This window comes from Archangium primigenium (assembly GCF_016904885.1).
Lineage (GTDB): Bacteria > Myxococcota > Myxococcia > Myxococcales > Myxococcaceae > Cystobacter > Cystobacter primigenius.
The window spans coordinates 3850402-3876128 of the sequence record NZ_JADWYI010000001.1 but is presented as its reverse complement, the minus strand read 5'-3'; the positions used below and the strand labels follow the sequence as shown (position 1 = coordinate 3876128).

The 25727-nt window shown below is 69.1% G+C and carries 21 protein-coding genes and 1 pseudogene; 13 read left to right on the top strand and 9 right to left on the bottom strand.

Translation table 11 applies throughout. From position 1 onward, the window contains the following. Positions 1–4 precede the first annotated feature (4 nt). From I3V78_RS16045 to I3V78_RS16035, 3 genes are all read left to right on the top strand, one after another. Positions 5–322: a hypothetical protein gene (locus I3V78_RS16045; protein ID WP_204488882.1), complete on the top strand. Its 318-nt coding sequence runs from the start codon at positions 5–7 to the stop codon at positions 320–322. A gap of 178 nt (positions 323–500) precedes the next feature. Next, positions 501–1880 carry an L-serine ammonia-lyase gene (locus I3V78_RS16040; protein ID WP_275583488.1) on the top strand — a complete coding sequence of 460 codons (1380 nt, stop codon included), beginning with the start codon at positions 501–503 and terminating at the stop codon, positions 1878–1880. Between the two features lie 50 nt (positions 1881–1930). Continuing rightward, positions 1931–2521 carry an SRPBCC family protein gene (locus I3V78_RS16035; RefSeq protein ID WP_204488880.1) on the top strand — a complete coding sequence of 197 codons (591 nt, stop codon included), beginning with the start codon at positions 1931–1933 and terminating at the stop codon, positions 2519–2521. A 3-nt stretch (positions 2522–2524) separates the two neighbouring features. Here I3V78_RS16035 and I3V78_RS16030 read toward each other — a convergent pair whose 3' ends face one another. Further along, positions 2525–3007 carry a tetratricopeptide repeat protein gene (locus tag I3V78_RS16030; RefSeq protein ID WP_204488878.1) on the bottom strand — a complete coding sequence of 161 codons (483 nt, stop codon included), beginning with the start codon at positions 3005–3007 and terminating at the stop codon, positions 2525–2527. A 63-nt stretch (positions 3008–3070) separates the two neighbouring features. Then, complete coding sequence (locus I3V78_RS16025; RefSeq protein WP_204488876.1) at positions 3071–4621, bottom strand: hypothetical protein; 1551 nt, start codon at positions 4619–4621, stop codon at positions 3071–3073. Between the two features lie 363 nt (positions 4622–4984). Here I3V78_RS16025 and cglD point away from each other — a divergent pair, with 363 nt between their 5' ends. The 6 genes from cglD (at position 4985) to I3V78_RS15995 (ending at position 15758) form a co-directional block, all read left to right on the top strand. Further along, positions 4985–7831, top strand: a complete 2847-nt coding sequence (gene cglD, locus I3V78_RS16020) for an adventurous gliding motility lipoprotein CglD (RefSeq protein WP_204488874.1) — start codon at positions 4985–4987, stop codon at positions 7829–7831. Positions 7832–8036: 205 nt separating this feature from the next. Next, entirely contained in the window at positions 8037–10226 is a 2190-nt protein-coding gene (locus tag I3V78_RS16015) for a glycoside hydrolase family 44 protein (protein WP_239576451.1), read from the top strand. 121 nt (positions 10227–10347) lie between these two features. Next, positions 10348–13470 carry a TonB-dependent receptor gene (locus I3V78_RS16010; protein WP_204488871.1) on the top strand — a complete coding sequence of 1041 codons (3123 nt, stop codon included), beginning with the start codon at positions 10348–10350 and terminating at the stop codon, positions 13468–13470. A gap of 29 nt (positions 13471–13499) precedes the next feature. After that, positions 13500–14168, top strand: coding sequence for a hypothetical protein (locus I3V78_RS16005; RefSeq protein WP_204488869.1), 669 nt, complete (start codon positions 13500–13502; stop codon positions 14166–14168). Between the two features lie 56 nt (positions 14169–14224). Continuing rightward, complete coding sequence (locus I3V78_RS16000; protein ID WP_204488866.1) at positions 14225–15142, top strand: MaoC family dehydratase; 918 nt, start codon at positions 14225–14227, stop codon at positions 15140–15142. Positions 15143–15197: 55 nt separating this feature from the next. Continuing rightward, positions 15198–15758 carry an NADPH-dependent FMN reductase gene (locus I3V78_RS15995; protein ID WP_204488864.1) on the top strand — a complete coding sequence of 187 codons (561 nt, stop codon included), beginning with the start codon at positions 15198–15200 and terminating at the stop codon, positions 15756–15758. A gap of 10 nt (positions 15759–15768) precedes the next feature. Here I3V78_RS15995 and I3V78_RS15990 read toward each other — a convergent pair whose 3' ends face one another. Continuing rightward, the gene (locus I3V78_RS15990) at positions 15769–17103 is read right to left on the bottom strand and encodes a cytochrome P450 family protein (RefSeq protein WP_204488862.1); all 1335 of its coding nucleotides are present in this window, start codon (positions 17101–17103) and stop codon (positions 15769–15771) included. 188 nt (positions 17104–17291) lie between these two features. Between I3V78_RS15990 and I3V78_RS15985 the strand changes: the two genes are divergently transcribed. After that, positions 17292–18566 (top strand): SGNH/GDSL hydrolase family protein, encoded by a 1275-nt coding sequence (locus tag I3V78_RS15985; RefSeq protein ID WP_239576450.1) that lies wholly within the window; start codon positions 17292–17294, stop codon positions 18564–18566. Between the two features lie 15 nt (positions 18567–18581). Here I3V78_RS15985 and I3V78_RS15980 read toward each other — a convergent pair whose 3' ends face one another. The 4 genes from I3V78_RS15980 to I3V78_RS15965 all read right to left on the bottom strand — a co-directional run bounded on the left by I3V78_RS15980 (position 18582) and on the right by I3V78_RS15965 (position 21393). Next, a complete protein-coding gene (locus tag I3V78_RS15980; RefSeq protein ID WP_204488860.1) occupies positions 18582–19562 on the bottom strand; it encodes an MBOAT family protein in 981 nt (326 codons plus the stop codon). Positions 19563–19570: 8 nt separating this feature from the next. Then, positions 19571–19780 carry a hypothetical protein gene (locus I3V78_RS15975; protein WP_204488857.1) on the bottom strand — a complete coding sequence of 70 codons (210 nt, stop codon included), beginning with the start codon at positions 19778–19780 and terminating at the stop codon, positions 19571–19573. A 117-nt stretch (positions 19781–19897) separates the two neighbouring features. Next, a complete protein-coding gene (locus tag I3V78_RS15970; protein ID WP_204488855.1) occupies positions 19898–20629 on the bottom strand; it encodes a protein kinase in 732 nt (243 codons plus the stop codon). 131 nt (positions 20630–20760) lie between these two features. After that, positions 20761–21393 carry an NAD(P)-dependent oxidoreductase gene (locus I3V78_RS15965; RefSeq protein ID WP_204488853.1) on the bottom strand — a complete coding sequence of 211 codons (633 nt, stop codon included), beginning with the start codon at positions 21391–21393 and terminating at the stop codon, positions 20761–20763. A gap of 121 nt (positions 21394–21514) precedes the next feature. On the opposite strand from I3V78_RS15965, the gene I3V78_RS15960 reads away from it, so the two are divergent. Beyond that, positions 21515–22426 carry an NmrA/HSCARG family protein gene (locus I3V78_RS15960; protein WP_204488851.1) on the top strand — a complete coding sequence of 304 codons (912 nt, stop codon included), beginning with the start codon at positions 21515–21517 and terminating at the stop codon, positions 22424–22426. A 21-nt stretch (positions 22427–22447) separates the two neighbouring features. Here I3V78_RS15960 and I3V78_RS15955 read toward each other — a convergent pair whose 3' ends face one another. Next, positions 22448–23110, bottom strand: coding sequence for a hypothetical protein (locus I3V78_RS15955; protein WP_204488849.1), 663 nt, complete (start codon positions 23108–23110; stop codon positions 22448–22450). Positions 23111–23387: 277 nt separating this feature from the next. Here I3V78_RS15955 and I3V78_RS15950 point away from each other — a divergent pair. Then, a pseudogene (locus I3V78_RS15950) lies at positions 23388–23873 on the top strand (Ppx/GppA phosphatase family protein); the annotation flags it as partial. Positions 23874–23918: 45 nt separating this feature from the next. Here the strand turns inward: I3V78_RS15950 and I3V78_RS15945 are convergent. Continuing rightward, positions 23919–24698 (bottom strand): crotonase/enoyl-CoA hydratase family protein, encoded by a 780-nt coding sequence (locus tag I3V78_RS15945; protein ID WP_204488846.1) that lies wholly within the window; start codon positions 24696–24698, stop codon positions 23919–23921. Between the two features lie 90 nt (positions 24699–24788). On the opposite strand from I3V78_RS15945, the gene I3V78_RS15940 reads away from it, so the two are divergent. Next, positions 24789–25667 (top strand): alpha/beta fold hydrolase, encoded by an 879-nt coding sequence (locus I3V78_RS15940; protein ID WP_204488844.1) that lies wholly within the window; start codon positions 24789–24791, stop codon positions 25665–25667. Positions 25668–25727: the final 60 nt, after the last annotated feature.

Below are 25727 nucleotides of genomic sequence, written 5' to 3'. Positions count from 1 at the left end.
GGCCATGAACCTCTCCCAGACGATGAACCGGGCGGGCCACCGCCGCTGGCTGAAGACCGCGGGTCTGCTCTCCCTTCCTCTCTACGCCGCGCCGGTGGGCCTCTGGGGCGTTCGGGGCCTGCGGCCTCGGATGGTCCAGAACGCCGTGTCGGGCGCCATCGCCCTGGGCATGGTCTCGCTGGCCACGTGGGCGCTGGCCCGCTGGAGCCGCTCACTCAACCCCGACAGCGCGCGCGCCCGGGCCAAGAAGCGCTGGCAGCTGCCCATCCACGGGCCCTTGCTGCCCGAGGAGGCCATCGCCTCGGCCGCGTCGGGACACTGAGGCCCTCGTCCCACCGTTCCTTGGGGCTCCAGGTTTGGGGCCTCTTTTCGCCGGGGGTGCGTTGACGCGAGCGGTCAGTCGAGGACTGGCCGCCAGCGGTGGGGGACCGGGCACGCGCGCCTGCGCGGCGCGTGGGCTTGGGGTATAGGTTCGCCAGCCTTCGGGCGGGAGGCGGTCCTTGTCCCTCAGCGTCCTCGACATGTTCAGCATTGGCATCGGTCCCTCGAGTTCCCACACCGTGGGACCCATGCGCGCCGCACGGCAGTTCGTGGAGGCCCTCGCGCAAGAGCCGGGAGGGCTGGCCGCGGTGGTGTCCGTGAAGGCGGAGCTCTTCGGCTCGCTCGGTCACACGGGCAAGGGGCACGGCAGTGACGTGGCCGTCATCCTCGGACTCGAGGGCGAGCGCCCCGAGAGCGTGGATTGCGACGCGGTGCCCGGCCGCATCTCGACGGTGGCGGAGTGCGCGCGGCTCACGCTGCTCGGCGAGCAGGGGGTGAAGTTCAAGCCCTCCGAGGACATCGTCTTCCACAAGCGCCAGTCCCTGCCCCGCCATCCCAACGGCATGCGCTTCACGGTCCAGCGCGCCGCGCCCGCGGCCCCCTTCTCGCGCACGTACTACTCGGTGGGCGGGGGCTTCGTGGTGAACGATGACGGGAGCGTGAGCCCGGCGGCCCAGAGCGCCGAGACGCGGCTGCCCTACCCCTTCAAGACGGGCGAGGAGCTGCTGTCGCTCTGCCAGCGCCACGGCCTGAGCATCAGCACGCTGATGATGGAGAACGAGAAGGCGCTGCGGCCGGAGGCGGAGGTGCGCGCGCGCCTCGTGCGCATCTGGGAGGTCATGCAGGCGTGCGTGAAGCGCGGGTGCGAGCGCGAGGGGATTCTCCCGGGCGGTCTCAAGGTGCGGCGGCGCGCCGCGGCCATCCACCGCAAGCTCAAGGGTGACATGCGCGGCGGAGCGGATCCGCTGATGGCCATGGACTGGGTGAACCTCTACGCCCTCGCGGTGAACGAGGAGAACGCGGCGGGCGGTCGCGTGGTGACGGCACCCACCAACGGCGCGGCGGGCATCGTGCCGGCGGTGCTCCACTACTACCGGCGCTTCGTGCCCAACGCGGACGACGAGGGCGCCGTGCGCTTCCTGCTCGCGGCGGGCGCCATCGGCATGCTCTACAAACTCAACGCCTCCATCTCCGGCGCCGAGGTGGGCTGCCAGGGCGAGGTGGGCGTGGCCTGCTCCATGGCGGCCGCGGGCCTCGCGGAGGTCATGGGCGGCACGCCGGAGCAGGTGGAGAACGCGGCGGAGATTGGCATGGAGCACAACCTGGGCCTCACCTGCGATCCCATCGGCGGGCTCGTGCAGGTGCCCTGCATCGAGCGCAACGCCATGGGCTCCATCAAGGCCATCAACGCCGCGCGGCTCGCGCTCCAGGGGGATGGCAAGCACAAGGTGTCGCTCGACAAGGTCATCGCCACCATGCGTCAGACGGGCGCCGACATGATGACGAAGTACAAGGAGACCGCGCGAGGCGGCCTCGCCGTGAACATCATCGAGTGCTGAGCGTCGCTGGATTTGCCGAGCCTCCGCGAGAGGCATACGGTTCCAGCGGCATGCTCAAGAAGGCCCTGCTCGTGTTGCTCGTGCTCGGGATGGGCGGAGGCGCCCTGGTGGCGTCCCGGCCCACCACCACCCGGGTGGAGCGCTCCGTCACCATCGCCGCGCCCGCCGCCATCCCCTTCGGCCTGGTCAACGACTTCCACCGGTGGAAGTACTGGGCCCCCTGGGAAGTCCTGGACCCGGACGTGCGGCGCAAGTTCGACGGCCCCTATGCCGGTCCGGAGGCCCTCTATCTCTGGGAGGGCAAGGCCCAGGCGGGCAAGGGCCGGATGACCCTCTTGGAAGCCGTTCCCTACGAGCGCATCCACATCCGCCTCGAGCGCGAGGTGCCCTACCGGGCCACGAGCCTCTACACCTTCACCTACGACGCCGACCCGGAGAACGTCACGCTGACCTGGGCCGAGGAGCAGCACCACTCCTTCCTGGACAAGGCCCGCCTGCTGCTGTCGGACGTGGACGAGGGCGCGGGCGACGAGTTGGAGCAGGGGCTCAAGGCGCTGCGCACGCTGTCCGAGGACGAGGTGCGCAACCGCCTGGAGCGCGATGCGTTGATCAAGTCCCGGCAGGCGGTCCCCGGCCCCTGAGGCTCAGAGGCCGCCCAGGTTGGCGCAGGCCCGCTTGTCGCCGCCCTCGCACGCGCGCTTGAGCAGCTTCGTGGCCTCGCCCTCGCTCTTGGTGGCACAGGAGCCGGTGCGGTGGCAGATGCCCGCGCTGAAGCAGCCCGCCGCGTCGCCGCCCTCGCACGCGCGCATGTAGAGCGTGTACGCGCGCGCGGGATCCGCGGCCACGCCCCGCCCCTGCCACACGAGCACGCCCAACTGATTGCATGCCCGGGCCACGCCCGCGTCACACGTCCGGGAGAACAACTCCACCGCGCGGGGCTCCTCGCCCCGACGCTCGGCCTCGAAGGCCGCGTCGAAGCACCCCTTCACCGTGCCCTCGGGACAGGTGGCGTCCTGGGACGCCAGGGCCAGGGTGGACTTGTCCGGGGCCGGGGCCTTCTTCGCCGGCTGCTCCGAACACCCCAGGCCCACGGCCGCGATCAACATCCCCGTCCAGACGCCCTTCATCCGTCACTCCTCGAACGATGATCTCGCGCGCGACAAGCGCACATCCCGCGCGAAAACACAACCCTACTCTCCCGAGGCGTCCGCCAGGAGGTGGCGCCCCTGCCACCGGCGCGACACGGTGAGCCAGAGCGCGCCCGTGGACGCATCGAAGGACGCGAAGTAGTCCACCCCCGCCTGGAGCGGCTCGCCATCCAGCGTCACCCCGCGCGGCGGTCCCCGCGCGCCCTGGATGAGGAACACGGGGTGGAGCAGCGCGCCCCCGGCCGCATCCAGCTCCACGGCGAAGCCACCCGCCGCGTCCGCCCGCAGCTCATGGACGCCATAGACGCTGTTGTACCCGGACACCGCGTAGCGCACGGAGTCCGCGCGGGCCACGCCCCCGGGCCCCTCGCTCACCTCCGCCCCCCGCACCACCCGCAGGCGGGCCTGGAGCGCATGCTCCACCTCCACCCCCTGCGCCCGCACGGGCTCGAGACTCCAGGCGCCCAGGACCACGAACAACGAATAGCTTTGATAGGGATGGCCCGTCAGCACCCGATCCAGGCCATAGCCTGAATAGGCTGTCTTTCCCACGGCGCCATACATCAAGCCCCAGGCCAGACGCTTGCTCCGGGTGGGATGGAGTGAATCCATCTCGTATTGACAGACTTGATAGGGCCAGTTCCAGTCCGGCGGCATCCGCCAGTCCCGAAAGAGATCTCCATGCGCCCGGGTCGCGGCGGTCCGCCCCCAGTTGTCATGGAACCAGGAGCCCCCCGTGTTGTGTTGAACCCAGTCGAGGGTTTGCACCATGCCCATCTCCGCGTCGGCGGCGCGGGAGTAGACCGAGACGAAGGGCACCGTGTTGGGCTGGCTGTAATCCCAATCACTCGCGGCGGTCAGCGGCTCGGTCCGCGAGGCGAACCGGTACCGGTCCCCCCAGCGCACGCCATCCACCCAGGCCTGGGTGCCGTCCCCATCCCAGGCGATGTCCCCATAGGGCGTACGGGAATCCGCGTTGATCCGCAGCCCGCTGGAGCCCGCGGCGCTGGAGTCGAAGGTGACGGCGAACACGGGGTGGTCCCGGCCCGTGGCGAAGAACCAATGGGCGGTGACCCGCACGGGCACCCCCGCGAGCGGCAACGTCCAGGAGAACTCGTGCACCGCGTGGTTCGCCCCCAGGAAGACGTGCCGCCAGGCGCCGGGCAGCCCCGCGGAGTGGCTCACCGCCGCGCCATCGTCGGCGTGGCTCACCACGTACCCCCACCCGTTCCACAACCCATGGGCCCCGGTGCCCGTGGCCACCCGCTCCCCCGCGCCCACGGGAAAGCGGTAGCGCCGCAACATGCCGCCATGGCTGCCCCCCGGATCCCGCATGTCGTTGCGGGTCAACACCGCCACGCGCGGCCGACCGGCCGAGTCCAACCACCGGTACACATCCGAGTCGTATCCGTCCGGGGTCTCGTGCGTCCACGCCAGCGCGCCCTGGACCTCTGGCGCGGGCGGCGGCGCCTCGGGCCGTGGCGCCTCGGGGACGGGGGCGACCGCCTCGGCCTCCGGCGGTGTTTCTCGCGCACATGCCGACCCGATCAACACACCGAGTGACAGACAGACGACCCCAGGACTCCGGCGCATCGTGCTCCTCCCCCCTCAGACTCCATGGTGCGCTTTTGTCGGCCAACTCAGCACCTCGCGGCAATGCGACCCCCGCGCGGCGCTCCGCGAGCATCCACCAGTGGATGTCCTTTCCTGTGGGAACCGGACAATTCCAACCAGACTGCTCGCTTCCGAGCGAACGGTCCGCTCGCCGAGGACTCGCTCCATGGCCCGGCTGAATGCTTGCCCATCCGAATGGACGCGTCGGGGAGCATGGGGGCGATAAAATCCCATCCCGAACGAAACACGCCCGGCTGCCTGCTTCCGGCGCGTATGATTGCCTCACCGACGGGGGGGCGGTTCGTACCGGTACGCCCAACAGACCCTGGAGAACGCAACCCCATGAGTCCGAGACAACTGATCAGCGCCGCCCTGTTGGCGGTATGTATGGTGGTCACCACCGCCTGCCCGGACAGCTCGGGCACGGCGCCCGGAACCAGGCCTGGCGACAACACCAACCCCGGGGGTCCCGGCGGCCCGGGTGGCCCGGGCGGCGGCCCCGGCGGCGGCGTCTACCCGGATCCCTCGGGCCTGCCCACGGATCCCAACGACCCGAACAACGCCCGCAAGGACACCGACTGCGACGGTTTGAGCGACAAGTACGAGTTCGAGACCGTCTACGAGAACGGCCTGCGCACGGATCCCGGCGTGGCGGACTCGGACCATGACGGCCTGCCGGACGGGCTCGAGCTGGGCATCGACAAGCCCGTGGCGGGCACGTCCTGCGTGCTGCCCCAGGACGCGGACCTCCAGACGAACACCAGCCCCGTCATGGCGGACACGGACGGTGACGGCCTGCCCGACGGCGTCGAGGACGCCAACCACAACGGCCGCGTGGACGAGGGCGAGACCCACCCGCTGCTGCGCGACAGCGACTGTGACGGCCTGCTCGACGGCCCCAGCCAGGGCAGCGTGAAGGGCGAGGACCTCAACGGCAATGGCCGCGTGGACAAGGACGAGACGGATCCCCGCCACTTCGACACGGACGGCGACGGCATCTCCGATGGCGTGGAGCTGAGCGTCACCGTCAACCTGGACGAGGCCAACTGCAAGGACGTGTTCCGGCCGGACATGGATCCCAGCTCCTCCACGGATCCCACCAATGAGGACACGGACGGGGACGGCATCAGCGATGGCGCCGAGGACACCAACCAGAATGGCCGCGTGGACGAGGGCGAGCTCAACCCCAACGATCCCACGGACGCCAAGGGCCCCGTGGCCGAGGCCTGCAAGGCCGAGAACCTGCGCCCGGTGACCTTCCAGGACCACAAGGGCCCGGACATCAAGCTCGCCCTGCCCCCCACCTTCACCGAGGTGACGCCCATCACGGTGGGCGGAGAGACCCGGGGCCTGGTGGGCTATGACAGCACCCAGCAGGTCGCCTTCCTCGCCTACCGCACCACGCCCAAGGCGGGTGACACGGATCCCCTCGGCGACGAGGAGACGCTGCGGCCGGAGATCGAGAAGCGGGGCGCGCTGAGCAACCGCACCGCGCAGCTCTTCACCACGTGGGATGGCTTCAAGGCCCTGCAGGCCATCTACCAGCAGAGCGGCGGCACCACGGACCTCAAGCGCCGCACGGATCAGCTCGTGGACACGCTGCTGCCCGGCAGCTCGGGGCGGTTGAGCAGCGCGGCCGCGAACGTGGTGGGCGACTTCCGCGTCCAGGCGCTCTACGTGCACCGCTCGGACAAGAGCCTCGTGGTGCTCATCGCCGTGACGAAGCTGACCATGGTGACCAACGCCAACGCGGGCTCGCCCACGGCGTTCTCCGCCAAGGACCTGGCCAACGGCTCGGCGCTCGCGCAGTTCAACGAGTCCACGGCCGTGCAGTGCGAGCGCTTCCAACTGCCCAGCGCCCGCGTGGACTTCATCTTCGTCGTGGACGACAGCGGCTCCATGGCCACGTCCCAGCAGGCGCTGGCCAAGACGGCCTCCACCGCGGTGGACGCGCTCAACGCCTCGTCGCTCGACTGGCGCATGTCGCTCGTGACGTCCAGCTACCACATCTCCGCCAGTGGCGGCGGTCCCAACCGGGGCGCCATCCGCCGCTTCACCCGCAACGTGAACAAGGTGAAGGCGTGGCTCACGCAGAACAGCACGTGCGGCAGCAACAAGATCTGCTCGATCGTGCCCACCACTCCCGAGTCCGCGACCTGCCCCGGCGACACCTCGCAGGGTGACAAGGGCGGCTGCTGGGTGGCGCTGGCGGGCAATGGCTCCGAGGGTCTGCTCGGCGCGGCCAAGAAGGTCGTCACGGACATGGCCCCTGGCACCGAGCCCGAGCAGCCCGAGAAGGACAACGAGCTGCGCAAGGGCGCCGCCGTGGTCGTCGTGCTGCTGGGCGACGCGGATGACCAGACCTCGGGCGACGCGACCACCGTCGCCAACTGCGGCTCGGGTGGCAGCAAGGACAAGGCGGGCAGCCAGTGCGTGCCGGTCCCCACCTACGTGCGCTTCTTCGGCGATGGCTCGGAGCTGCCGCCCACCAACCCCACGGGCCGCAAGGTCGCCGTCCACGGCATCGTGTGCCCCTCGGGCAAGGCCTGTGGCTGCGACGCCGGCAAGACCTGCACCATCACGGAGGCCACCCGCGAGTTCAACCCCCTGCCGGTGAACAACGTGGCCCAGCAGCGCCACGCGTCGGTGGTCAACGCCTCGGGCGGCATCCTCGGCTCCATCCTGGATGACAACTCCATCCAGGCCTCCATGGACGCCATCATCGACTACACCATCGGCCGCTCGGGCTATAAGACGCTCAAGCCGCCCATCGGCGCGTCCATCAAGGTCGCCGTGGCGCAGGTGCGTGAGCCGGGCGTGTGCACGGCCCGCGCGGACGTGCCGCGCAGCACCAGCAACGGCTACGACTTCGACGGCAGCGCCGGCTCGCTGTCCTTCTTCGGCGCCTGCCGTCCCCAGGTGGGCCCCACCGAGGTCGCCGTGTCCTACCGCTACTGGATCGACACGGTGAAGAACCCCAACGGCGGCGTGCCGTGCGAGCTGGATCCCAACTACACCCCGAGCGAGCCGGACCACTGCGCGGGCGCCAAGCTGGGCTGCAACGAGGAGACGAACACCTGCGTCTGCAAGCCCAACTGCGGTGACGTCTGCGGCACGGGCTCGCGCTGCGACATGAACACCTGCGCCTGCCGGGTCATCATCACCTCGACCCCCGGGATGTCTCAGTAGTCCCCCCTCGCGCGCTCCGGGCCCCCACCGCGGGGTCCGGAGCCGCGATGGCCGCATCAAACATTTACACAGACACTGGGCGACAAGTGATTGACGCCCAACTCAGCAGGCGGGCCCGTCCGTAAATCCTATCAACGGGAAGACACCGCCCCCTCCCCCCTGTACATTGCACTCTCGCCCCTCGCGGGGCCTATCAGGAGCGCACATGTACGCCCATGTCTGGAAATTGCTCGCGGGAGGACTGGCCATTGTCTCGCTGCCAGCGCTGGCGCAGACGTCCCCCGTGACCATCCAGATCGATGCGAGCGCGGGCACGCATGCCATCAGCCCGCATGTCTATGGCGTGGCGCATGCGACCCCGGCGCAACTCAGCGAGCTCAACACGCCGCTCAATCGCAGCGGTGGCAATGCCACCACCCGATACAACTGGCAATTGAATGCCACCAACCGCGGACGGGATTGGTATTTCCAAAGCCTGCCCTACACCAGCACCCAGGCCGGCGCGGAGGTGGACGACTTCATCACCAACGCCCGCGGCGCGGGAGCCCAACCCCTCATCACCCTGCCCATGGTGGGGTGGGTGGCGAAGCTCGGGCTCAACCGCTCGCGCCTGTCGAGCTACTCCATCCTGAAGTACGGCCTGCAGTTGGACCGCGACTACCAGTGGTTCGCGGACGCGGGCAATGGCGTGCTGTCCAACGGCCAGTTCGTCAAGAACGATCCCAACGACGCCAACGTCCCCGCGGGGGTGGGCTTCCTGCAGGGCTGGGTGCAGCACCTGCTCGGCCGGTGGGGCGCGTCGGCGCAAGGCGGGGTGCGCTTCTACACCCTGGATAACGAGCCCAGCATCTGGCACCTCAACCACCGGGACGTGCACCCGGTGGGCGCCACCATGGAGGAGGTGCGGGACAAGCACCTGGACACCGCCGCCATGCTCAAGAACCTGGACCCCGCCGCGCTCACCTTCGGGCCCGAGGAGTGGGGCTGGGATGGCTACTTCTACAGCGGGTATGATCAACAGGTGCTCGGGCTCCGGGGCGCGGGCAACACGCCGGACCGGGACAGCCATGGCGGCGCGGACTACCTGCCCTGGCTGCTCGGCCAGTTCCGGCAGCGCGAGCAGGAGACCGGACGCCGCCTGCTGGATGTCTTCACCGTGCACTACTACCCGCAGGGCGGGGAGTTCAGCCAGGACACCTCCGCGTCCATGCAGGCGCTGCGCAACCGCTCCACGCGCGCGCTCTGGGACGCCACCTACCTGGACGAGTCGTGGATCAAATCCCGGGTCTCGCTCATCCCCCGCCTGAAGGGCTGGGTGCAGGCGAACTACCCCGGCACGAAGATTGGCATCACCGAGTACAACTGGGGCGCGGAGGGCCACATCAACGGGGCGCTCGCGCAGGCCGACATCCTGGGCATCTTCGGCCGCGAGGGGCTGGACTACGGCGTGCGCTGGCAGACGCCCGCGGCGACCACGCCCACCTTCAAGGCCATGAAGCTCTACCGCAACTACGACGGGCAGAAGTCGGCCTTCGGAGACACGAGCGTGTCGTGTGGCGTGCCCAACCCGGACCTCCTGTCCGCGTTCGCGGCGACCCGCTCCACCGACGGGGCCCTCACCGTCATGGTCATCAACAAGGCCGGGACGAGTACCTCCGTCGCGCTGAGCCTCGCGGGGTTCAAGCCCGCGGGCACCGCCCAGCCCTGGCAGCTCACCGCGTCCAACACCATCACCCGGCTGGCGGATGTCTCCGTGACGTCCACCGGGCTGAACACCACCGTGCCCGCCCAGAGCCTCACCCTGTTCGTGCTGCCCAGGGGCACCGCCAGCAACCAGCCGCCCATCGCCCGCATCATCGCCACGCCCATCTCGGGGGTCGTCCCCCTGCCGGTGGTGCTCGATGGCACGACGTCCAGCGATGCGGATGGCGCCGTGGCCTCCCATGCCTGGAACTTCGGGGATGGCACCCAGGGCACCGGCTCGCGGGTGAGCCATACCTATACCCAGGCGGGCAGCTACGCGGTGACGCTCACGGTGACGGACACGAGCGGCGCCTCCTCCTCCGCCTCCACGACCCTCACGGCCACCGCCAGCACGACGCCCAATCCCCCCAATGCCTCACTTGGAGCTCCCAGTAACTTCTATACCCAGAGTTCCGGAACGAGCGTCACGCTGCGCTGGACGGATAATTCCAGCACGGAAGACGGATTCATCCTCGAGCGCTCGCCGGGCACCTGGCCGCAGCAGTTCGTGGAGGTGGGCCGGGTGGGTGTCAATGTCACGAGCTTCGTGGACAAGAACCTGGCCCCGGGGACCTATGCCTATCGGGTGCGGGCCTATCAGGGGGGCGACGTCTCCGAGGCCTCCAATCAGGACAGCTCCCAGGTGCGTTGACGGGGGCGCGGGCCCGGGGATTTCGCGCATGGGAATTTGACATCCCAGGGGATGGGGCCTTTCTACCCACCCCGAGGAGTGCCCATGGATTTCCCTTCCTCCCCGGGCACCAAACACCCCCATGACAAGAAGAAGCATCCCGCGGCATCTTGGCCTGCTCGGGCTGGCCCTGTGCCTGGTGAGCCCTGTCGCGCTGGCGCAGGGCACCTCCGTGCTGCTGGGCACGGTCACCGATGCCGCCAACCGTCGGCCCGTCGCGGACGTGGTGGTGACGGCCACCGCGCCCACCCTGCAAGGCGAGCAGACGGTCGTCACCAACGCGGCCGGCGAGTACCGCATTCCACAATTGCCGCCGGGCACGTACACGCTGCGCTTCGACAGCGAGGGCTACAAGCCCCTGGCCCGTGAGCGCATCAGCGTGCGCCTGGACTACTCGGTCCGCGTCAACGTGGAGCTGCTCCCGGACGCGCTGAGCGAGGAGATCGCCGTGGTGGCCCAGACGCCCACCGTGGACATCGGCTCGGCCTCCACCGGCGTCAACGTCAGCACGGACTTCCTGCGCAACATCGCCGTCGTCTCGCCCAGCGGCAAGGGCGCCGCGTCGCGCTCCTTCGAGTCCCTGGCCGAGCTGGCGCCCGGCGCCAACGTCGACACCTACGGCGTCTCGGTGGCCGGCTCCACCTCCCCGGAGAACCAGTACATCGTCGATGGCGTGTCGGTGAACGACCCGGGCTTCGGCATCAACGGCACGCCCTTGAGCGTGGAGTTCATCGGGGAGGTGAACGTCATCAGCGGCGGCTACCTGCCCGAGTACGGCCGGTCCACGGGCGGCGTGGTCAACGCGGTGACGAAGTCCGGCTCCAACGAGTTCCACGGCTCGGTCTTCGGCAACATCACCCCGGGCGTGCTGGCCACGCGGGGCACGGAGATCCGCCAGGAGGCGGGCACGGTGTCCGGCCGCAGCGCCCTGTGGAACCTGGGGGACGTCGGCTTCGAGCTGGGCGGTCCCATCCTCAAGGACAAGCTGTGGTTCTTCGCGGGCGTGGCGCCGTCCTTCACCCGCTACCAGCTCGAGCGCAACCTCAACGCCCTGGTGCTGGACGCGAGCGGCAACACCGTGCAGGACGCCACGGGCTTCACCCAGACGGAGACCATTCCGGGCACCCGGCGCACCTACTTCGCCGATCAGCGCAACTTCCAGTTCATCGGCAAGCTCACCTACCTGTTCAACCAGGACCACAACGTCGCCGTGTCCGTGACGGGCACGCCGTCCACGTCGGGTGGGCTCGGCCGCTTCTCCATCAGCGAGCGCACGGGCGCGCCCGAGGTGGAGCGCATCCAGGGTGAGCAGGGCGCGCTGGCCACCCAGCGGCTCGCCAGCTCGCTGGACGCCAGCCTCAAGTGGTCTTCGTCCTTCCTGGACAAGCGCCTGCTCTTCAACGCCACCCTGGGCTGGCACCACCAGGATCTCGGCATCCGGGCCTCGGACGGCACCATCGCTGGCTCCAACCAGGGGCTCGCGGGCGTGCAGAACGTCCGGTGGCAGCGCACCGAGGGGGGACAGCACTCCATCACCGAGTTCGAGTCCATCGCCAACGCGTCCCTCTGTCTCGCCCCCACGGCGGAGAACGCCAACCGCTGTCCGGTGCTCGGCTACGTCACGGGCGGCCCGGGCCGTCTGGACGAGAGCAAGTTGGACCGCTACCAGGGCAAGCTCGTCGGCACGCTGCTGCTGCAGGGCGGGGGGCAGCACGTCATCAAGGCGGGCGTGGACCTGGAGCAGATGCGCTACGACCACATCCGCGCGGTGACGGGCCGCAGCATGCTCATCGAGGACGACAGTGGCCGGTTCTTCTATGACTACCGCCAGTTCGGCTTCCTCGTGGGCCCGGACCAGGTCGTCATCCAGGACACGCAGCACCCGGTGTCCACGTCCAACGCGGTGGGCGGCTTCGTGCAGGACAGCTGGACGCTGTTCAACAACATCGCCACCCTCAACGTGGGCGTGCGCTACGACGCGCAGTACCTCTACGGCGGGGACAACCTCGCCATGGTGCTGGCCAACCAGTGGTCGCCGCGCCTGGGTGTCATCGTCGACCCGACGCGCTCGGGCCGCGCCAAGCTCTTCGCCAACTACGCGCGCTACTACGAGAGCGTGCCCCTGGATCTCGTGGACCGCTCCTTCCCCGGCGAGCCCGGCGTGCGCTCGCACAAGAGCGCCGACGTGTGTGACCCGCGCGACCCCGCGCAGCAGCAGGGCATCTGCAACAGCGACGAGGCGCGCCTGACGGACCGCCCGGGGCTCGATGCCAACCGCCTCTGGGACACCGTGGGCGCGGGCGCCACCATCGTGGACCCCTCCATCCTGCCCCAGTCCACCGACGAGTTCGTGGTGGGCGGCGAGTACGAGCTGTTCGCCAACGCGCGCGGCGGCGTGACCTATACCCACCGCGTCCTCAACGTGGCCATCGAGGACATGAGCCGCGATGACGGCTCCACCTACTTCATCGGTAACCCGGGCCGCGGCTTCGCCACGGACTTCGTGAAGCCCCAGCGCAACTACGACGCCTTCACGATCTTCTTCCAGAAGAACTTCGCCAACCAGTGGCTCGCCCAGGCCAACTACACGGCGTCCTTCCTGCGCGGCAACTACGAGGGCCTGTTCCGCTCGGACACCGGCCAGCTGGATCCGAACATCAACTCCGACTTCGACCTGGTGTCCCTGTTGCCCAACCGCTCGGGCCCCCTGCCCGCGGACCGCACGCACCAGTTCAAGGTGTTCGGCGCCCGGGAGTTCACCCTGTCGCGCGACATCAGCCTCAACCTGGGCCTGTCCTACCGGAGCACGTCCGGCACGCCCTACAGCTACCTCGGCGCGCACCAGGACTACGGCGCGGGCCAGGCCTTCATCCTGCCGCGAGGCGACGCGGGCCGCCTGCCCTGGTCCCACCGCATCGACAGCCGCCTGGCGCTCAACTACCGGCTGAGCCAGTCGCTCACCGCCTCGTTCAGCGTGGACGTGTTCAACCTGTTCAACTTCCAGGCCCCCGTGGCCTATGACCAGAACTACACCTACGCCGCGGTGCTCCCCATCGAGAACGGGACCGTGGCGGACCTGGGCACGAAGCTCGTCGCGCCGGATGGCACGCCCATCTCGTCCGACTCGCTCAACAAGAACTTCGGCCGGCCCACCGCCTACCAGTCTCCGCGCTCCATCCGCTTCGGCGCCCGGGTGGCCTTCTGATGACCCCGGCCCGACAAGGACAGACACACATGACTCGACACATTCTTGGATGGGGACTGGCCCTGGTGCTCGGCGCGTCCTGTGACTCGGAGCAGCCGCCCATCGGCTGTCCGGTGCAGAGCCTGGAGTGGTCCGCCGTCTACAAGCCCAAGCCCGGCAACACGTGTCCCGTGAAGGCCGCGGAGATGCTCGGCGTGCAGAAGTTCACCACGCCCGCGTACGACGAGCAGCTGTCCATCAAGCCCCAGACGCTCGAGGACCTGGACGGGCGGGATCCCTCGCGGGCGCCCTACTCGCTCGGCAAGCTGCCCAAGGCGTCCAACGCCGAGGGCTTCTGCGCCGCCACGGAGATGGCCGTCGCGGAGAAGCACGCGCCGGCGGTCATCGCGGGGGATGACATTCCCTTCCAGCCCGCCAAGGACATCGTCTACCGCTGGAGCAACGTCCAGGTGCTCGCCATTCCCCGGGCGCCCGGCACCCAACTGGTCGCGGACCTCGAGTACACCGAGGACGGCTGCACCGCCCAGTACGAGGTGTGGGCCATGTGGCCCGGGGACGTGGAGTGCGGAAACGAGGACGGCGCGCCGGACGACAGCCTGTGCGCGAGCGCCGGGAGCATCAACCCCGACTTCGCCACCGTCTGCGCGCCCACGCTCCTGCGCTGCGTCCCCGCGAAGCGCCCGCCGTCCTTGAAGTAGTCTGGGTCCCACGAGCGGGGGAGGCACTCCAGAGGCCTCCCCCTCCCGAGGATCCCATGACGACCTCCGTTCCCTCCGTCCTCCAACTCGCCACCGCCCCCTCCCTGGCCACGGAGCTGCTTCGCGCCGCCGTGGACCGCCGTCCCGCGCGTCCCGGCGAGGTGCCCTCCCTGGCCGTCTACGTCCCGCGCCTGAGCGCCCGGCCAGACGCCCTGGCCCGCTACCGGGAGGAGTGTGGCTTCCAGGCGGACGGCTTCCTTCCCCTGCCCTATCCCCAGGTGCTCGCCGCGCCCTTGCACCTGGCGCTGCTCAACCGGCCCGAGTTCCCCTACCGGCTGCTCGGGATGATCCACGTGCGCAACCACATCCAGCAGGAGCGCCGCCTGGAGGAGCACGAGCCCTTGAGCATCCGCGTGTGGCTGGAGGGCCAGCGGGAGGTGCGCCAGGGCCGCGAGCTGGACCTGCACACGGAGGTGGAGGCGGACGGGCGGCGGGTCTGGAAGGGCCTCACCACCATGCTGCGGCGGCTGCCGGGAGCGGCCGAGCGCACCCGGGAGGAGCGCCCCCGGGAGGCCACGGACGAGGAGGACCCGTCCTTTCGCGACAGCTTCCCGACGACCTGGAGCGTGGCCGAGGACACCGGCCGACGCTACGCGCGGGCCTCCGGGGACTACAATCCCATCCACCTGCATGCACTCTCGGCCAAGGCCTTCGGGTTTTCCCGTGCCATCGCCCACGGCATGTGGACGGTGAGCCGGTGCGTGGCGGAGCTGGGCGACCGGGCGCGGGCCCCCGCCCTCACCCTGACGTCGGAGTTCAAGCGGCCCCTGCCGCTCCCCTCCCGGGTGGTGTTCCAGAAAGCCCCGCGCTCGGAGGCCGCGGTGGCCTACCGGGTGCGGGGCGAGGACGGCACCCCCCACGTGAGGGGCGAGCTCGTGACGGGCACGCCCAACCCGCGTGCCCGGAAATCATGAAGGTGCCCTGCCTGTTGAGGGCGTGAGAGAGCGCATCCCCCTTCAAGGAGCGGTCATGCTCAGAGTCGCCATCATCGTGGGAAGCACGCGTCCGGGCCGGAACGCGGAGGCGGTTGCCCGCTGGGTCCACGAGTGCTCCAGGAAGCGGACGGACGCCGAGTTCGAGCTGGTGGACCTGCTGGACTTCTCGCTCCCCCTGCTCGACGAGCCGATTCCCCCCTCCCAAGGCCAGTACACCCACGCGCACACGAAGGCCTGGTCCGCGAAGATCCAGTCCTTCGACGCCTATGTCTTCGTGACCCCCGAGTACAACCACAGCACGTCGGGCGCGCTCAAGAACGCGCTCGACTACCTGTATAAGGAGTGGAACAACAAGGTGGCCGGGTTCGTGGGCTACGGCAGCGCGGGGGGCACGCGCGCGGTGGAGCAACTGCGGCTCATCATGGCCGAGCTCCAGGTCGCCACCGTGCGCGCCCAGGTCGCGCTCTCGCTGCGCACCGATTTCGAGAACTACAAGACCTTCACGCCCGCCGCGCACCACGAGAAGACCCTCGACTCCCTGCTGGACCAGGTCATCGCCTGGGGCGGGGCCTTGAAGACCCTGCGCCCGGGCTGAAGCACCGCGACTAGAACAGGACGGGCAGCTTCGCGAAGCCGCGCAGGAAGGAGTTGCTCCAGCGCACCTCGTCGGAGGGAACGGCGAGCCGCAACGCCGGCAGGCGCCGGAACAGCGTCTCGAAGGCGATCTGTCCCTCCATGCGCGCCAGGGGGGCGCCGATGCAGATGTGGATGCCCTTGCCGAACGCGACGTGCTTGTCGGCGTCCGGGCGGGTGATGTCGAATTCATCCGGATGGGAGAAGCGCTGGGGATCCCGGTTGGCCGACGCCAGACCGAACATCATCGGCTCTCCCTTGGAGAAGTGCGTCCCGGCCAGCTCCATGTCTTCCTTGGCGATCCGCCGCGAGATGAAGTCGACCGGGCCCCAGTAGCGCAGGGTCTCCTCGACCATGCCCTTGACCAGACCGGGGTCCGCCTTGAACTTCGCGAGCTGGTCCGGGTGGTGGAGCAGCGCGAAGACACCGTTGCCGATCAGGTTCACCGTCGTCACGTGCCCGGCGAGGTAGAGGATGAAGACCGTGGACAGCGTCTCCTCCTCGTTCAGCGTGTCGCCGTCCTCCTCGATGCGCAGCAACTGGCTGATCATGTCGTCCGCGGGCTGCTTGCGGCGGACCGCGAACAGCCTGCGCAGGTAGTCGGTGAACTCCCGGATCTTCGCCCGGTTCTCCGGATCCATCATCCCCCGGCCGTTGTTGTTCCGGACGAGGTTCTCCGTCCATGCCTTCACCAGGTCCCGGTCCTCGGGCGGAATGCCGAGCATGTCCGAGATGACCTTGACCGGCAGCGGATAGGCGAACTCCGCGATGAGATCCATGTGCCGCTCGGGCCCGGTCTCGCCGCGCTCGGCCGCCGCGCGCTCGGCGGCGTCCACGAGGTCCTCCGCGATCCGCTGGATGCGCGACCGCAGCGCCTCCATCGCGCGCGGCGTGAAGCTCGGCTGGATGAGCTTGCGCAGCCGCGTGTGATCCGGCGGATCCAGGCTGAGCAGGCTCCGGGCGATGGGCCGCATCTCCTCGGGAACCTGGGGCAGCTTCTTCTGCTGCTCCGGCGTCATCGCGGTGCGGGGATCGGAGGAGATGCGGGAGTCGAGCAGGGCGGCGACCACGTCGTCGTAGCGCGAGACGAAGAGGTGCTCCTGCTTCAGGAAGTCGCGGATGTCCGACTCCGGCGCCACGCCCGTCTTGTCCCCGAGCACGAAGGACACCCGGGCGACGCGGCCCTGCTCGCGCATCCTCGCGTAGTCCTCGGGGGAGACGTGCGGGTCCATGGGAATGGAGACCGGGCCTGGGGGCGAGGCCTCGGTGGATGCCGACTCTCTGGAATGGATGTCACTCGCTGACATGTCGTCCTCCTTCGCTCATCGGGGGGTGCGTCGGGAAGTGTGCCTCGGGGAGACTTTACGTCGTAAATGATATCCACCACGAAGCACCCATCAAGCCTCGGCCCCCGCGGGAGGTCCGAGAGGCGACAGCCGTGCGTAGTACCCTGATCCAGGCCACTCACGCGGTCCGCTCCCGAGGAGAATCCTTCATGCGAAACACCCCCCCGACAAACGTCTCGCCTCGACGCTTCTTCAGCGTCGTGGCCGTCGCGTGCCTCGCCGCCTGCCTGGGCGCCTGCGACGACGCCGACGACGCCGACGACGCGCGGAAATCGCAGGCCACCTGGACGGCCGCGCCGCAGGACTACAACGAACGCGTTCCGATTGAAGGGTTTCCGCCGCCGACTCCGCGCTCCTTCCAGGATCAATCCATCCGCCATGTGATGCGGGTCTCGGCCGGCGGGGACAAGGTCCGGGTGCGGGTGTCGAACCTCTTCGGCGCCACGCCCCTCACCCTCGGCGGTGTGCACATCGCCCGGAGCACCGGCGGCGCGTCCATCGAGGCCTCCACGGATACCGCCCTGCGCTTCAACGGGCAGGCGTCCGTGACCGTCTCCGCCGGGCAGGAGTCCTGGAGCGACGAGGCGCCCTTCTCCCTCCCCGCCCAGACGGACGTGGCGGTCACGGTGTACGTGCCTCAAGCGACCCCCGCGGCGACCGAGCACTCGCAGGGTCAGCAGACCAACGCGATCGTGTCCGGAAACGCCCTGGGCGCCGCGACCTTCACCCCCACGGAGACGCAGCCGTCCTACTCCTGGGTGACCGGCATCGACGTGAGCTCCGCCGAGGCGCGCGGCGTCATCGTCGCCTTCGGGGACTCCATCACGGATGGCGCGGCGTCGACCGTGGACGCGGCCCACCGCTACCCGGACTTCCTCTCGCGTCGCGTCGCGGCCGACCCGGCGCTCGAGGGGTTCAGCGTGGTCAATCAGGGCATTGGGGGCAACCGGGTGCTCAACGCCACCATCGGGCCCAAGGGCGTGGATCGCTTCGAGCGGGATGTGCTGGGCACGACGGGGGTCACCCACGCCCTCATCCTGATCGGCATCAACGACATCGGCTTCGGCGGCTTCGTGCCGGCGCAGGCGGTGACGGCCAACGACATCACCGCCGGCCTCCAGACGATGGTGGACCAGGCGAAGGCGCGCGGCGTCAAGGTGTTCCTGGGCACCCTGCTCCCGTTCAAGGGAACGGCCGCCCCGTATTTCAGCGAGGAGACCGAGGCCAAACGGCAGGCGGTGAATGCCTGGATTCGCGCCAACACGGCCCGGGCCCAGGGCATCATCGACTTCGAGGCGGCCACGCGCGACCCGGCCGACCCGCTCCGACTGCGCGCGGAGTACGACAGCGGTGACCACCTCCATCCCAACGACGTGGGCTACGAGGCCATGGCCCAGGCCATCGACCTGAGCGCGTTCCGGTAGGCGAACCCGTCCGCCTCACGGGCCCGGGGCCATCCCAATCAGGGGCCAGACCACCCCCGCCAGGAACGGGGGGTGGAACAAGAGCGGGAGGGGCGCGGCCAGCCAGAACCAGGCCCACGCCCGTCCCGTCCAACCCTTCAGGACGTGGCCCCGGGTCGCGAGTCCTCGCTCGAGCAGCACGAGCCCTCCGTGGAGGAGGAAGTAGAGAAAGGGAAGGCCGAGGCCCGCGCGCACGGGCACGCTGAGCGCCATCTCGTGCAGCAGCCCGGACAAGGCGAACCCCCCCAGGAGCGCGGGGCCGCGCCCCAGACGCGCGACGAGGGGGCGGTACACCGCGATCACCGTCATCTCGGAGAACGCCAGGTTCCAGCGGCGTGACCAGAAATCGCCCAGGTTCTGGCACAGCAGGGGGGCCCGGAACAGGGGGTCACAGGCGACGCCCCGCAGCCGCCACGCCCCCGAGAGGACGTTGCACAGGCCGAAATGGATGAGCAGGCTGAGCCCGGGAAGGAGCCACAGGGAGGCGAGCCACCGCGACCCGGTCTCCCCCCACGTCACCCGCGCGAGGCCCACCAGGACCGCGCCCAGGAGCGCGTACAGGGCGCCCTGGCGAATGAGCGCGCCCGCTCCGCGCAAGGGCCCGGCCTCCGCGGACACGAACAGGCGAGGTCTCATTCCCAGCCAGGCCCCGGCGAACCCCAGCCAGGCCCGGAAGGTCAGGGGCACCATGCCGCGCGCCCGCTCCTCCACCACGACGATGACCTTCATGACGAGCAGCGCGAACAGGATGAGCGCGAGCATGCGGACCCCGGGAGGTTCCCGGGCGGTCAGCCGTTCCACGCTCCACGTCCCCAGCACGAGGATCGTCCACGCCCCCCCGCGCACGAGGCGGAGGGGCCCGCTCCACGCGAGCGCATGCCCCGCGACGAGGACGCAGAGCAGGAGGGCTCCGAGGACCCAGAGGACCCACGCTTCGGACGGGATGTACGCGGACATCGTGTGCCTCAGGCCATCGCCGCGCAGCCGTAGATGGCGGTCAGGGAGATGAAGAGGCCGACGAGTGCCACCTCGGCCAGCGTGGAGAAGGCGCCCGGCGGAGCCGCCGAACGGTCGAAATGGAAGAACTGCACGAGCACGCGCGACGCCCAGTAGGCCGTGATGTACCCCGTCACCGCCCGCGCGAGCGGCGAGGGGTCGAGGAGCTGGTCGGGCATGAGCACCGAGAGGACGCCAAAACAAACGTTGGTGACCCAGATGTAGGCCGCAATTGAATCGGGCTTCCATATGGGGACAGCCTAACCCTCTCCCAAACATCCCCACGGAGTGTTGTCTCAAGGGTGGATGACATTGGGCTTGGGGGTCTTCCGCTTGGACGGCATGTAGCAATGCCCCTCGTACTCAGCGGAGCTGGGTGGGCACGGTGCGTCGTGCTTCATCTGCACCCAGCATCCGCCCCGGAGCTCCGTTTCAGTGACCGGAATGCAGGGAGGCCGTTTCTGCTCGTCGAAGGGCTTCTCCGGCATGGCGTAGCCAATGGCGGAAAACAGAGTGTCTTCCACGTCGGAATAGTTCACGGCTTCACGCGCCAGTGACGCTTCCGGCGTCTCGGCTCGGTGAGACCAGAACGACGACAGACACACGACGAGGGTGGCCGCCATCGCGCCCATGCGCAGATGCCGCTGCGTCCTGGTCTTCGTCTTGACGGGAACGGACCGGCGGATGAGGTGCTGTCGGACGTCGGGACGGTCCTCGAGGAGGGACAGTCCGCCGCTCATTCGGTACACCATCAGCGTCAATTCCTGGAGCGCCAGGTCGTCGAAGGAGGGGGCGCCCTCGACCTCCAAGGCGATGAACGGGTACGCCTCGCGGCTGACGATGCGCACGGTCCAGTCCAGGCGTTGATTCCAATCATCGAGCTTGTCGGGAACCATCAGGAGCGCTGGGGCACCCGTCTCGGTGTTGTGGCCCTCATAGAGGCGGTCTCGCGAGGGGAGATGACGGTAGCGTCGGCCCACGTGATAGGGCCCCAGCTTGCCGCCATTCCAACGCACAGTGTCACGCATGTCCTCACCCCTCCCATTCATGGGTCAACACAAGATGACCCAAGGAGCCCTGCTCTCGCAGACTACCTTGGATGTCATGTGCGGGGCAATGACGCCGCTCCACCTCTGCCTGTGTGGGCGGCGGCGAAACTTCAGGTCCAGACGAAGGGCGCGCCGCGGATCCACTGGCCCTTCTCCGCCTCGTCGATCATGAAGGTGGCGAGGTCCGCGCGGCTGATCTTCGCGAAGCCGCCTCCGCCCTGGCTCGGCTTGGTCTGGTAGCGCCCCACTCGCGGCTCGTCCGTGAGGCGGGGAGGCCGCACCAACGTCCAGTCGAGCCCGGTGGCCGAGATGATCGCCTCGGCGCGGTCCTTGTCCTCGAAGATCGTCTGGTACACCGGTCGGGCGAGCAGCCGGATGAGGGGGAACACCCACTTCATCATGCCCGCGCTGTCCCCCGCCCCCGCCGTGGACAGCAACAGCAGGCGCTTCACCCCGTGCTTCGTCATCGCCTCGACCAGTGGGCGGGCGGACGTGGAGACCAGGAACTCGGCGGTCTTCAACTGCGAGGCGCCAATGCAGGTGATGACCGCGTCCTGTCCCTGCACGGCCTTCTCCACATCCGCGAGGTTGCGCCCGTCTCCCTGGACGACACGGAGCTTCGGCGAAGCCTGGAGCTTCGCGGGATCCCTGACGAGCACCGTCACCTCGTGCCCGCGCTCGAGCGCCTGATCGACGACATGCTTGCCCGTGCCTCGGGTCGCCCCAATCACCAACAGCTTCATTCGGGTTCTCCTCCTCGGCCGGAGTCTAGCGGCGGAACGGATGTCTGGCCCCTGCGCGAAAATCTTCCAGTTGAAATAAATCTTCCAGTTGGAAGATATTGGGCGAATCCAGGGAGGACCCATGACGAATCAGATCGAGTCGACGCCGGTGTTGGTGGTGGGAGCGACGGGCAAGCAAGGGGGGGCCGTGGCGCGGGCGTTGCTCGCGCGCGGCCAGGCGGTGCGCGCGTTGGTGCGAGACCCCCACTCCCCGGGCGCCCAGGCCCTGAAGGCCCTGGGCGCGGAGCTCGTCCGAGGCGATCTCCAGGACACGGCCTCCCTGCGCGAGGCCTGCGCTGGCGTCCGGGCGGTGTTCTCCATGCCCCCGCTCACGCTCGAGACCGTGGGGACGGATGCCGAGCGGGTGATGGGCGCGAATCTGGTGCGGGCGGCGAAGGAGGCCGGGGTGCCGCAGTTCGTCCACACGTCCGTCTCGGGCGCGGGGGACTTCCAGCGCAATGCCCCGGGTTGGAAGGAGGGCCGGTGGGACGTCCACTACTGGGAGAGCAAGGCCTCCATCGAGGCGCTCGTGCGCGACGCCGGCTTCCGGTCCTGGACCGTGCTCAAGCCCGCCTTCTTCATGGAGAACTTCGTGCGGCCCTCGGCCCTGTTCGCCCACGGGACGGGGGACCGCCTGATGACGGTGCTCAAACCCCAGACGGTGATCGCCTTGATCGCGGTGAAGGACATCGGCGAGGCGGGGGCCGCGGCGCTCCTCGCGCCGGAGAAGTTCCACCGGGTGGAGCTCGAGCTCGCGGGGGAGCGGCTGACGATGACGGACATCGCCCGGATCCTCGGTGAGGCCTGGAACGTCTCGCCCGAGGCGCCAGACATCACGCCCGAGGAGGCCCTCGCCCAGGGCATGCCGCCCGCGTTCGTGAAGAACTACCAACAGCTCAACGAGGTGGGCAGCCCCGCGACGCCAGAGCAGGCGCGGAGCCTGGGACTGCCCTTGACCGACTTCAAGACCTGGGCCCACTCCGTGGCGGGTTGAGCCCACGCCCGTGACAGGACGTCAGTAGATGACGATGCTCGGGGGCTGCTGGGGCTGGCCGAAGAAGTCGAGGTAGCCCGCGATGAACTGGGAGCCCGAGCCCGTCCGCGTCGTGCCGCCCCCCCAGATCAGGGTGCCTTCCACCCCGCCCCGCACCTCGAGGGACGTCGAGTGGATGGTCACCTCGGACAGCGAGAGCCGGCCGGGAGCGTAGTCCGAGGCATCCGGGTTCTGGCCATAGCGGGCGTAGAGGTCGGTGGCCTTCAGCGTGGACAGGTCGACCGGATCGAACTGCTTGATCTCGATGACCCGGAGGTAGCCCGTCCACGGGTGGTAGGCGCCCCGGGAGTAGGCCACCGCGAGCCCCGCGTCATTGACCGTGATCGCGAGGTCCGGAACCTCGAACGCCTTGCTCAGCTCGACGGTCCGCGGCTGAATCCGGCACAGCGAGCGCATGCCAGACACGATCTGGAGGGTGATCTGGTACTTGCCGCTCGTCTGCCAGGGGGGCCCGATCGGATACGTGGACTGCGAGCCCGCGGCGGAGTCATCCAGCACCTTGAGCTTGTAGGCACAGCCGCGCCAGGAGGCCTCGGCTTCCTTGACGACGGGCAACTCACTGGCACTCGCCACGCTACCCAACAACGCCAACAGTCCGGCCGCGACGGATTGAATGTGTTGCATGTGTGTGTGTGTTCTCCGGGGGGGATGGGGGCTGCGGTGAACTCAAACAGAATAAAAGCAATTCCATTGGAATAGCCAGTGGAAAAGCAGCCAGACACACGGCATTCGACAATTCCTGTCGGGCATGTCTGGCTGAACGAATGAAACCATGGAGAACACCTATGACTTGAATTACCCGAGCTGATGGATGTGATCGCCTGTGCGGGCCCCTCCCACGTCATGTTGGTTCGTGAGACAAATACAGACATCGCGCGGCGCGGATTGCTAGGCTTCGCCCATGCCTCGCTACGCCGCCATCGACATCGGCACCAACGCGGTCCTCCTGCTCGCCGCGGAGCGGCAACGGGAGGGCCGCTTCCAGGCCGTTCTCGAGCGCGCGGAGATCACCCGCCTGGGCCGGGGCGTGGATCGGACCCGTCGCCTGTCACCCGAGGGCATGAAGGACACCCTCGAGGTGCTCTCCACCTTCGTCGCCGAGGCCCGGAGCCTGGGTGTGGAGGCGCTCGCCGTGTCCGCCACCAGAGCGGTGCGCGACGCGGACAATGGCGCGGACTTCCTCGCCACCGCCCGACAGCGCGCCGGCGTCCCCGTGGACCTGCGCTCCGGAGACCTGGAGGCGCGGCTGTGTTTCGCCTCGGCCCAGGCGGATTTCGGAGGAAACGCCTCGGGGCCCCTCGTGGTGATGGACACCGGCGGTGGCTCCACCGAGTTCATCTACGGCGATGCGCGGGGCCACGTGTCCTTCTGCCACAGCTTCGATGTCGGGGCTGCTCGCGCACCGCTTTGGCGGCCTCCCCGACCCTGGAACCTAGCGCCCGTGGAAGGTGGCGGGCCTGCGCTCCAGGAAGGCCTGAAGGGCCTCGCGGGCGTCCTCCGTCATGGCCAGCCGCGTGATGGCGGGCAGCAGCTTCTCCGCCGCGGCCCGCTCGCCCTCCAGCACGGCGGTCCGCGCGCTCTCGAGCGTGGCCTTGATGGCGAGGGGCGGCTTCGCTGCGATGCGTCTGGCGAGACCCATCGCGGTCTCCAGGAGCGCGTCCCGGGCCACGACCCGCTGCACGAGGCCCAACCGATGCGCCTCGCGGGCGTCGAGCGCCTCGCCGGTGAGGAGGTACTGCATCGCGTTGCCCCACCCCATCGTCTGGACCCAGCGCGCGGTGCCTCCACCGAAGGGGAAGATGCCGCGATCGATCTCGATCTGCTCGAAGGTGGCGTCCTCGGAGGCGACGGTGATGTCCCCCGCGAGCATCAGCTCGATGCCGAGCGTGAGGCACTTGCCGTGCACCGCGACGATCAACGGCTTGGTGCGCGCGGGCCCATGCGTCCCCCAGGGGTCCACCCCCGAGGAACGAAAGAGGGTGTCGGCATCCCCGAGACGGGGCAACACATCCATGAGGTCCAGGCCCGCGGTGAACATGGGGCCGTGCGCGAAGAGCACCGTGGCCCGAATGGCCGCGTCCTCCTCCACCCGGGCGAAGGCCGCCGAGAGCTGCTCGATGAACGCGATGTTCATCGCGTTGCGCTTCTCGGGGCGGTTCAGGCCCAGTTTGCGGACAGGGCCCTCGGTCTCTTCGGTGACAAGCACGGTCATGGTGACGCTCCACTCCAGACAGCGAGGCGATGCGGCAGCATGACATGACGAGCGCCGGGCGGACGGCCACTCCAGGAGGTGGAGGGTCCGATGTCCTACGATGGCGTCATGAATGATCCCGCGGCCGACCTTGGTGAGAGCATCCGCATCCCCCAGCCGGAGGGAAGCTTGCGTGTCATCCGGCGGGGGGACCACGGCACCCCGGTGCTGCTGCTGAGCGGCGCGGGCAATGACAATGCCTCCCTGAGCTGGCGGCGCGCGATTCCCGTGCTCGCCGAGCGGCACCGGGTCTTCGCGCTGGACTGGCCGAAGCAGGGCGGCAGCGTTCCGTGGACAGGCATCGTCGACCATCCCCGGATGCTCGAGGTCATCACCACCGTGCTCGATCATTTCGGCCTCGACCGGACGAGTCTCGTCGGGCTCTCACAGGGAGGCGCGCTCGGCCTCGCCTATGCGATCGAGCGGCCCGAGCGGGTAGCGCGGCTCGTGGTGCTGGCGCCCGCGGGCATCCTCTCGTTTCCACCCGTCGTGCATCAGGCCCTGTGGCTCATGGCGCGGAGCCGACTGCTCGGCACCACCCTGCCCTCCCTGCTGTTTCGCAGTCGCGCCGCGTGCGCCTGGCTCGCCCGCACCGCGCTCTTCGCCGGGCCCGTCGACGACTTCGACGCCATCGTCGACGAGTACCACGCCGACGTGCTGCGCAAGGGCGCCGGCGCGTCTGACTGGCAGAACCACTCCATCGGCTGGGGCCGGATGAACGTGGACCTCCGTCCCCGCCTCGCAGACATCCGCTGTCCGACCCTCTTCATCCAGGGCAGCGAGGACGTGGGCGTGCGGCCCGAGCAGTCCCGGGCGGCGGCCCAACGGATTCCGGGGGCCCGGTACGAGCTCATCGAGGGCGCGGGGCATTGGTCGAACCGGCAGTGCCCGGAACGGGTCAATTCGCTCATCTCGGAATTCCTTGCTTGATTCCCGAGAAAGCAGTCGTCCGCCCGACAAGCCTCACGGGACATCTTCATTCCCAGCGGA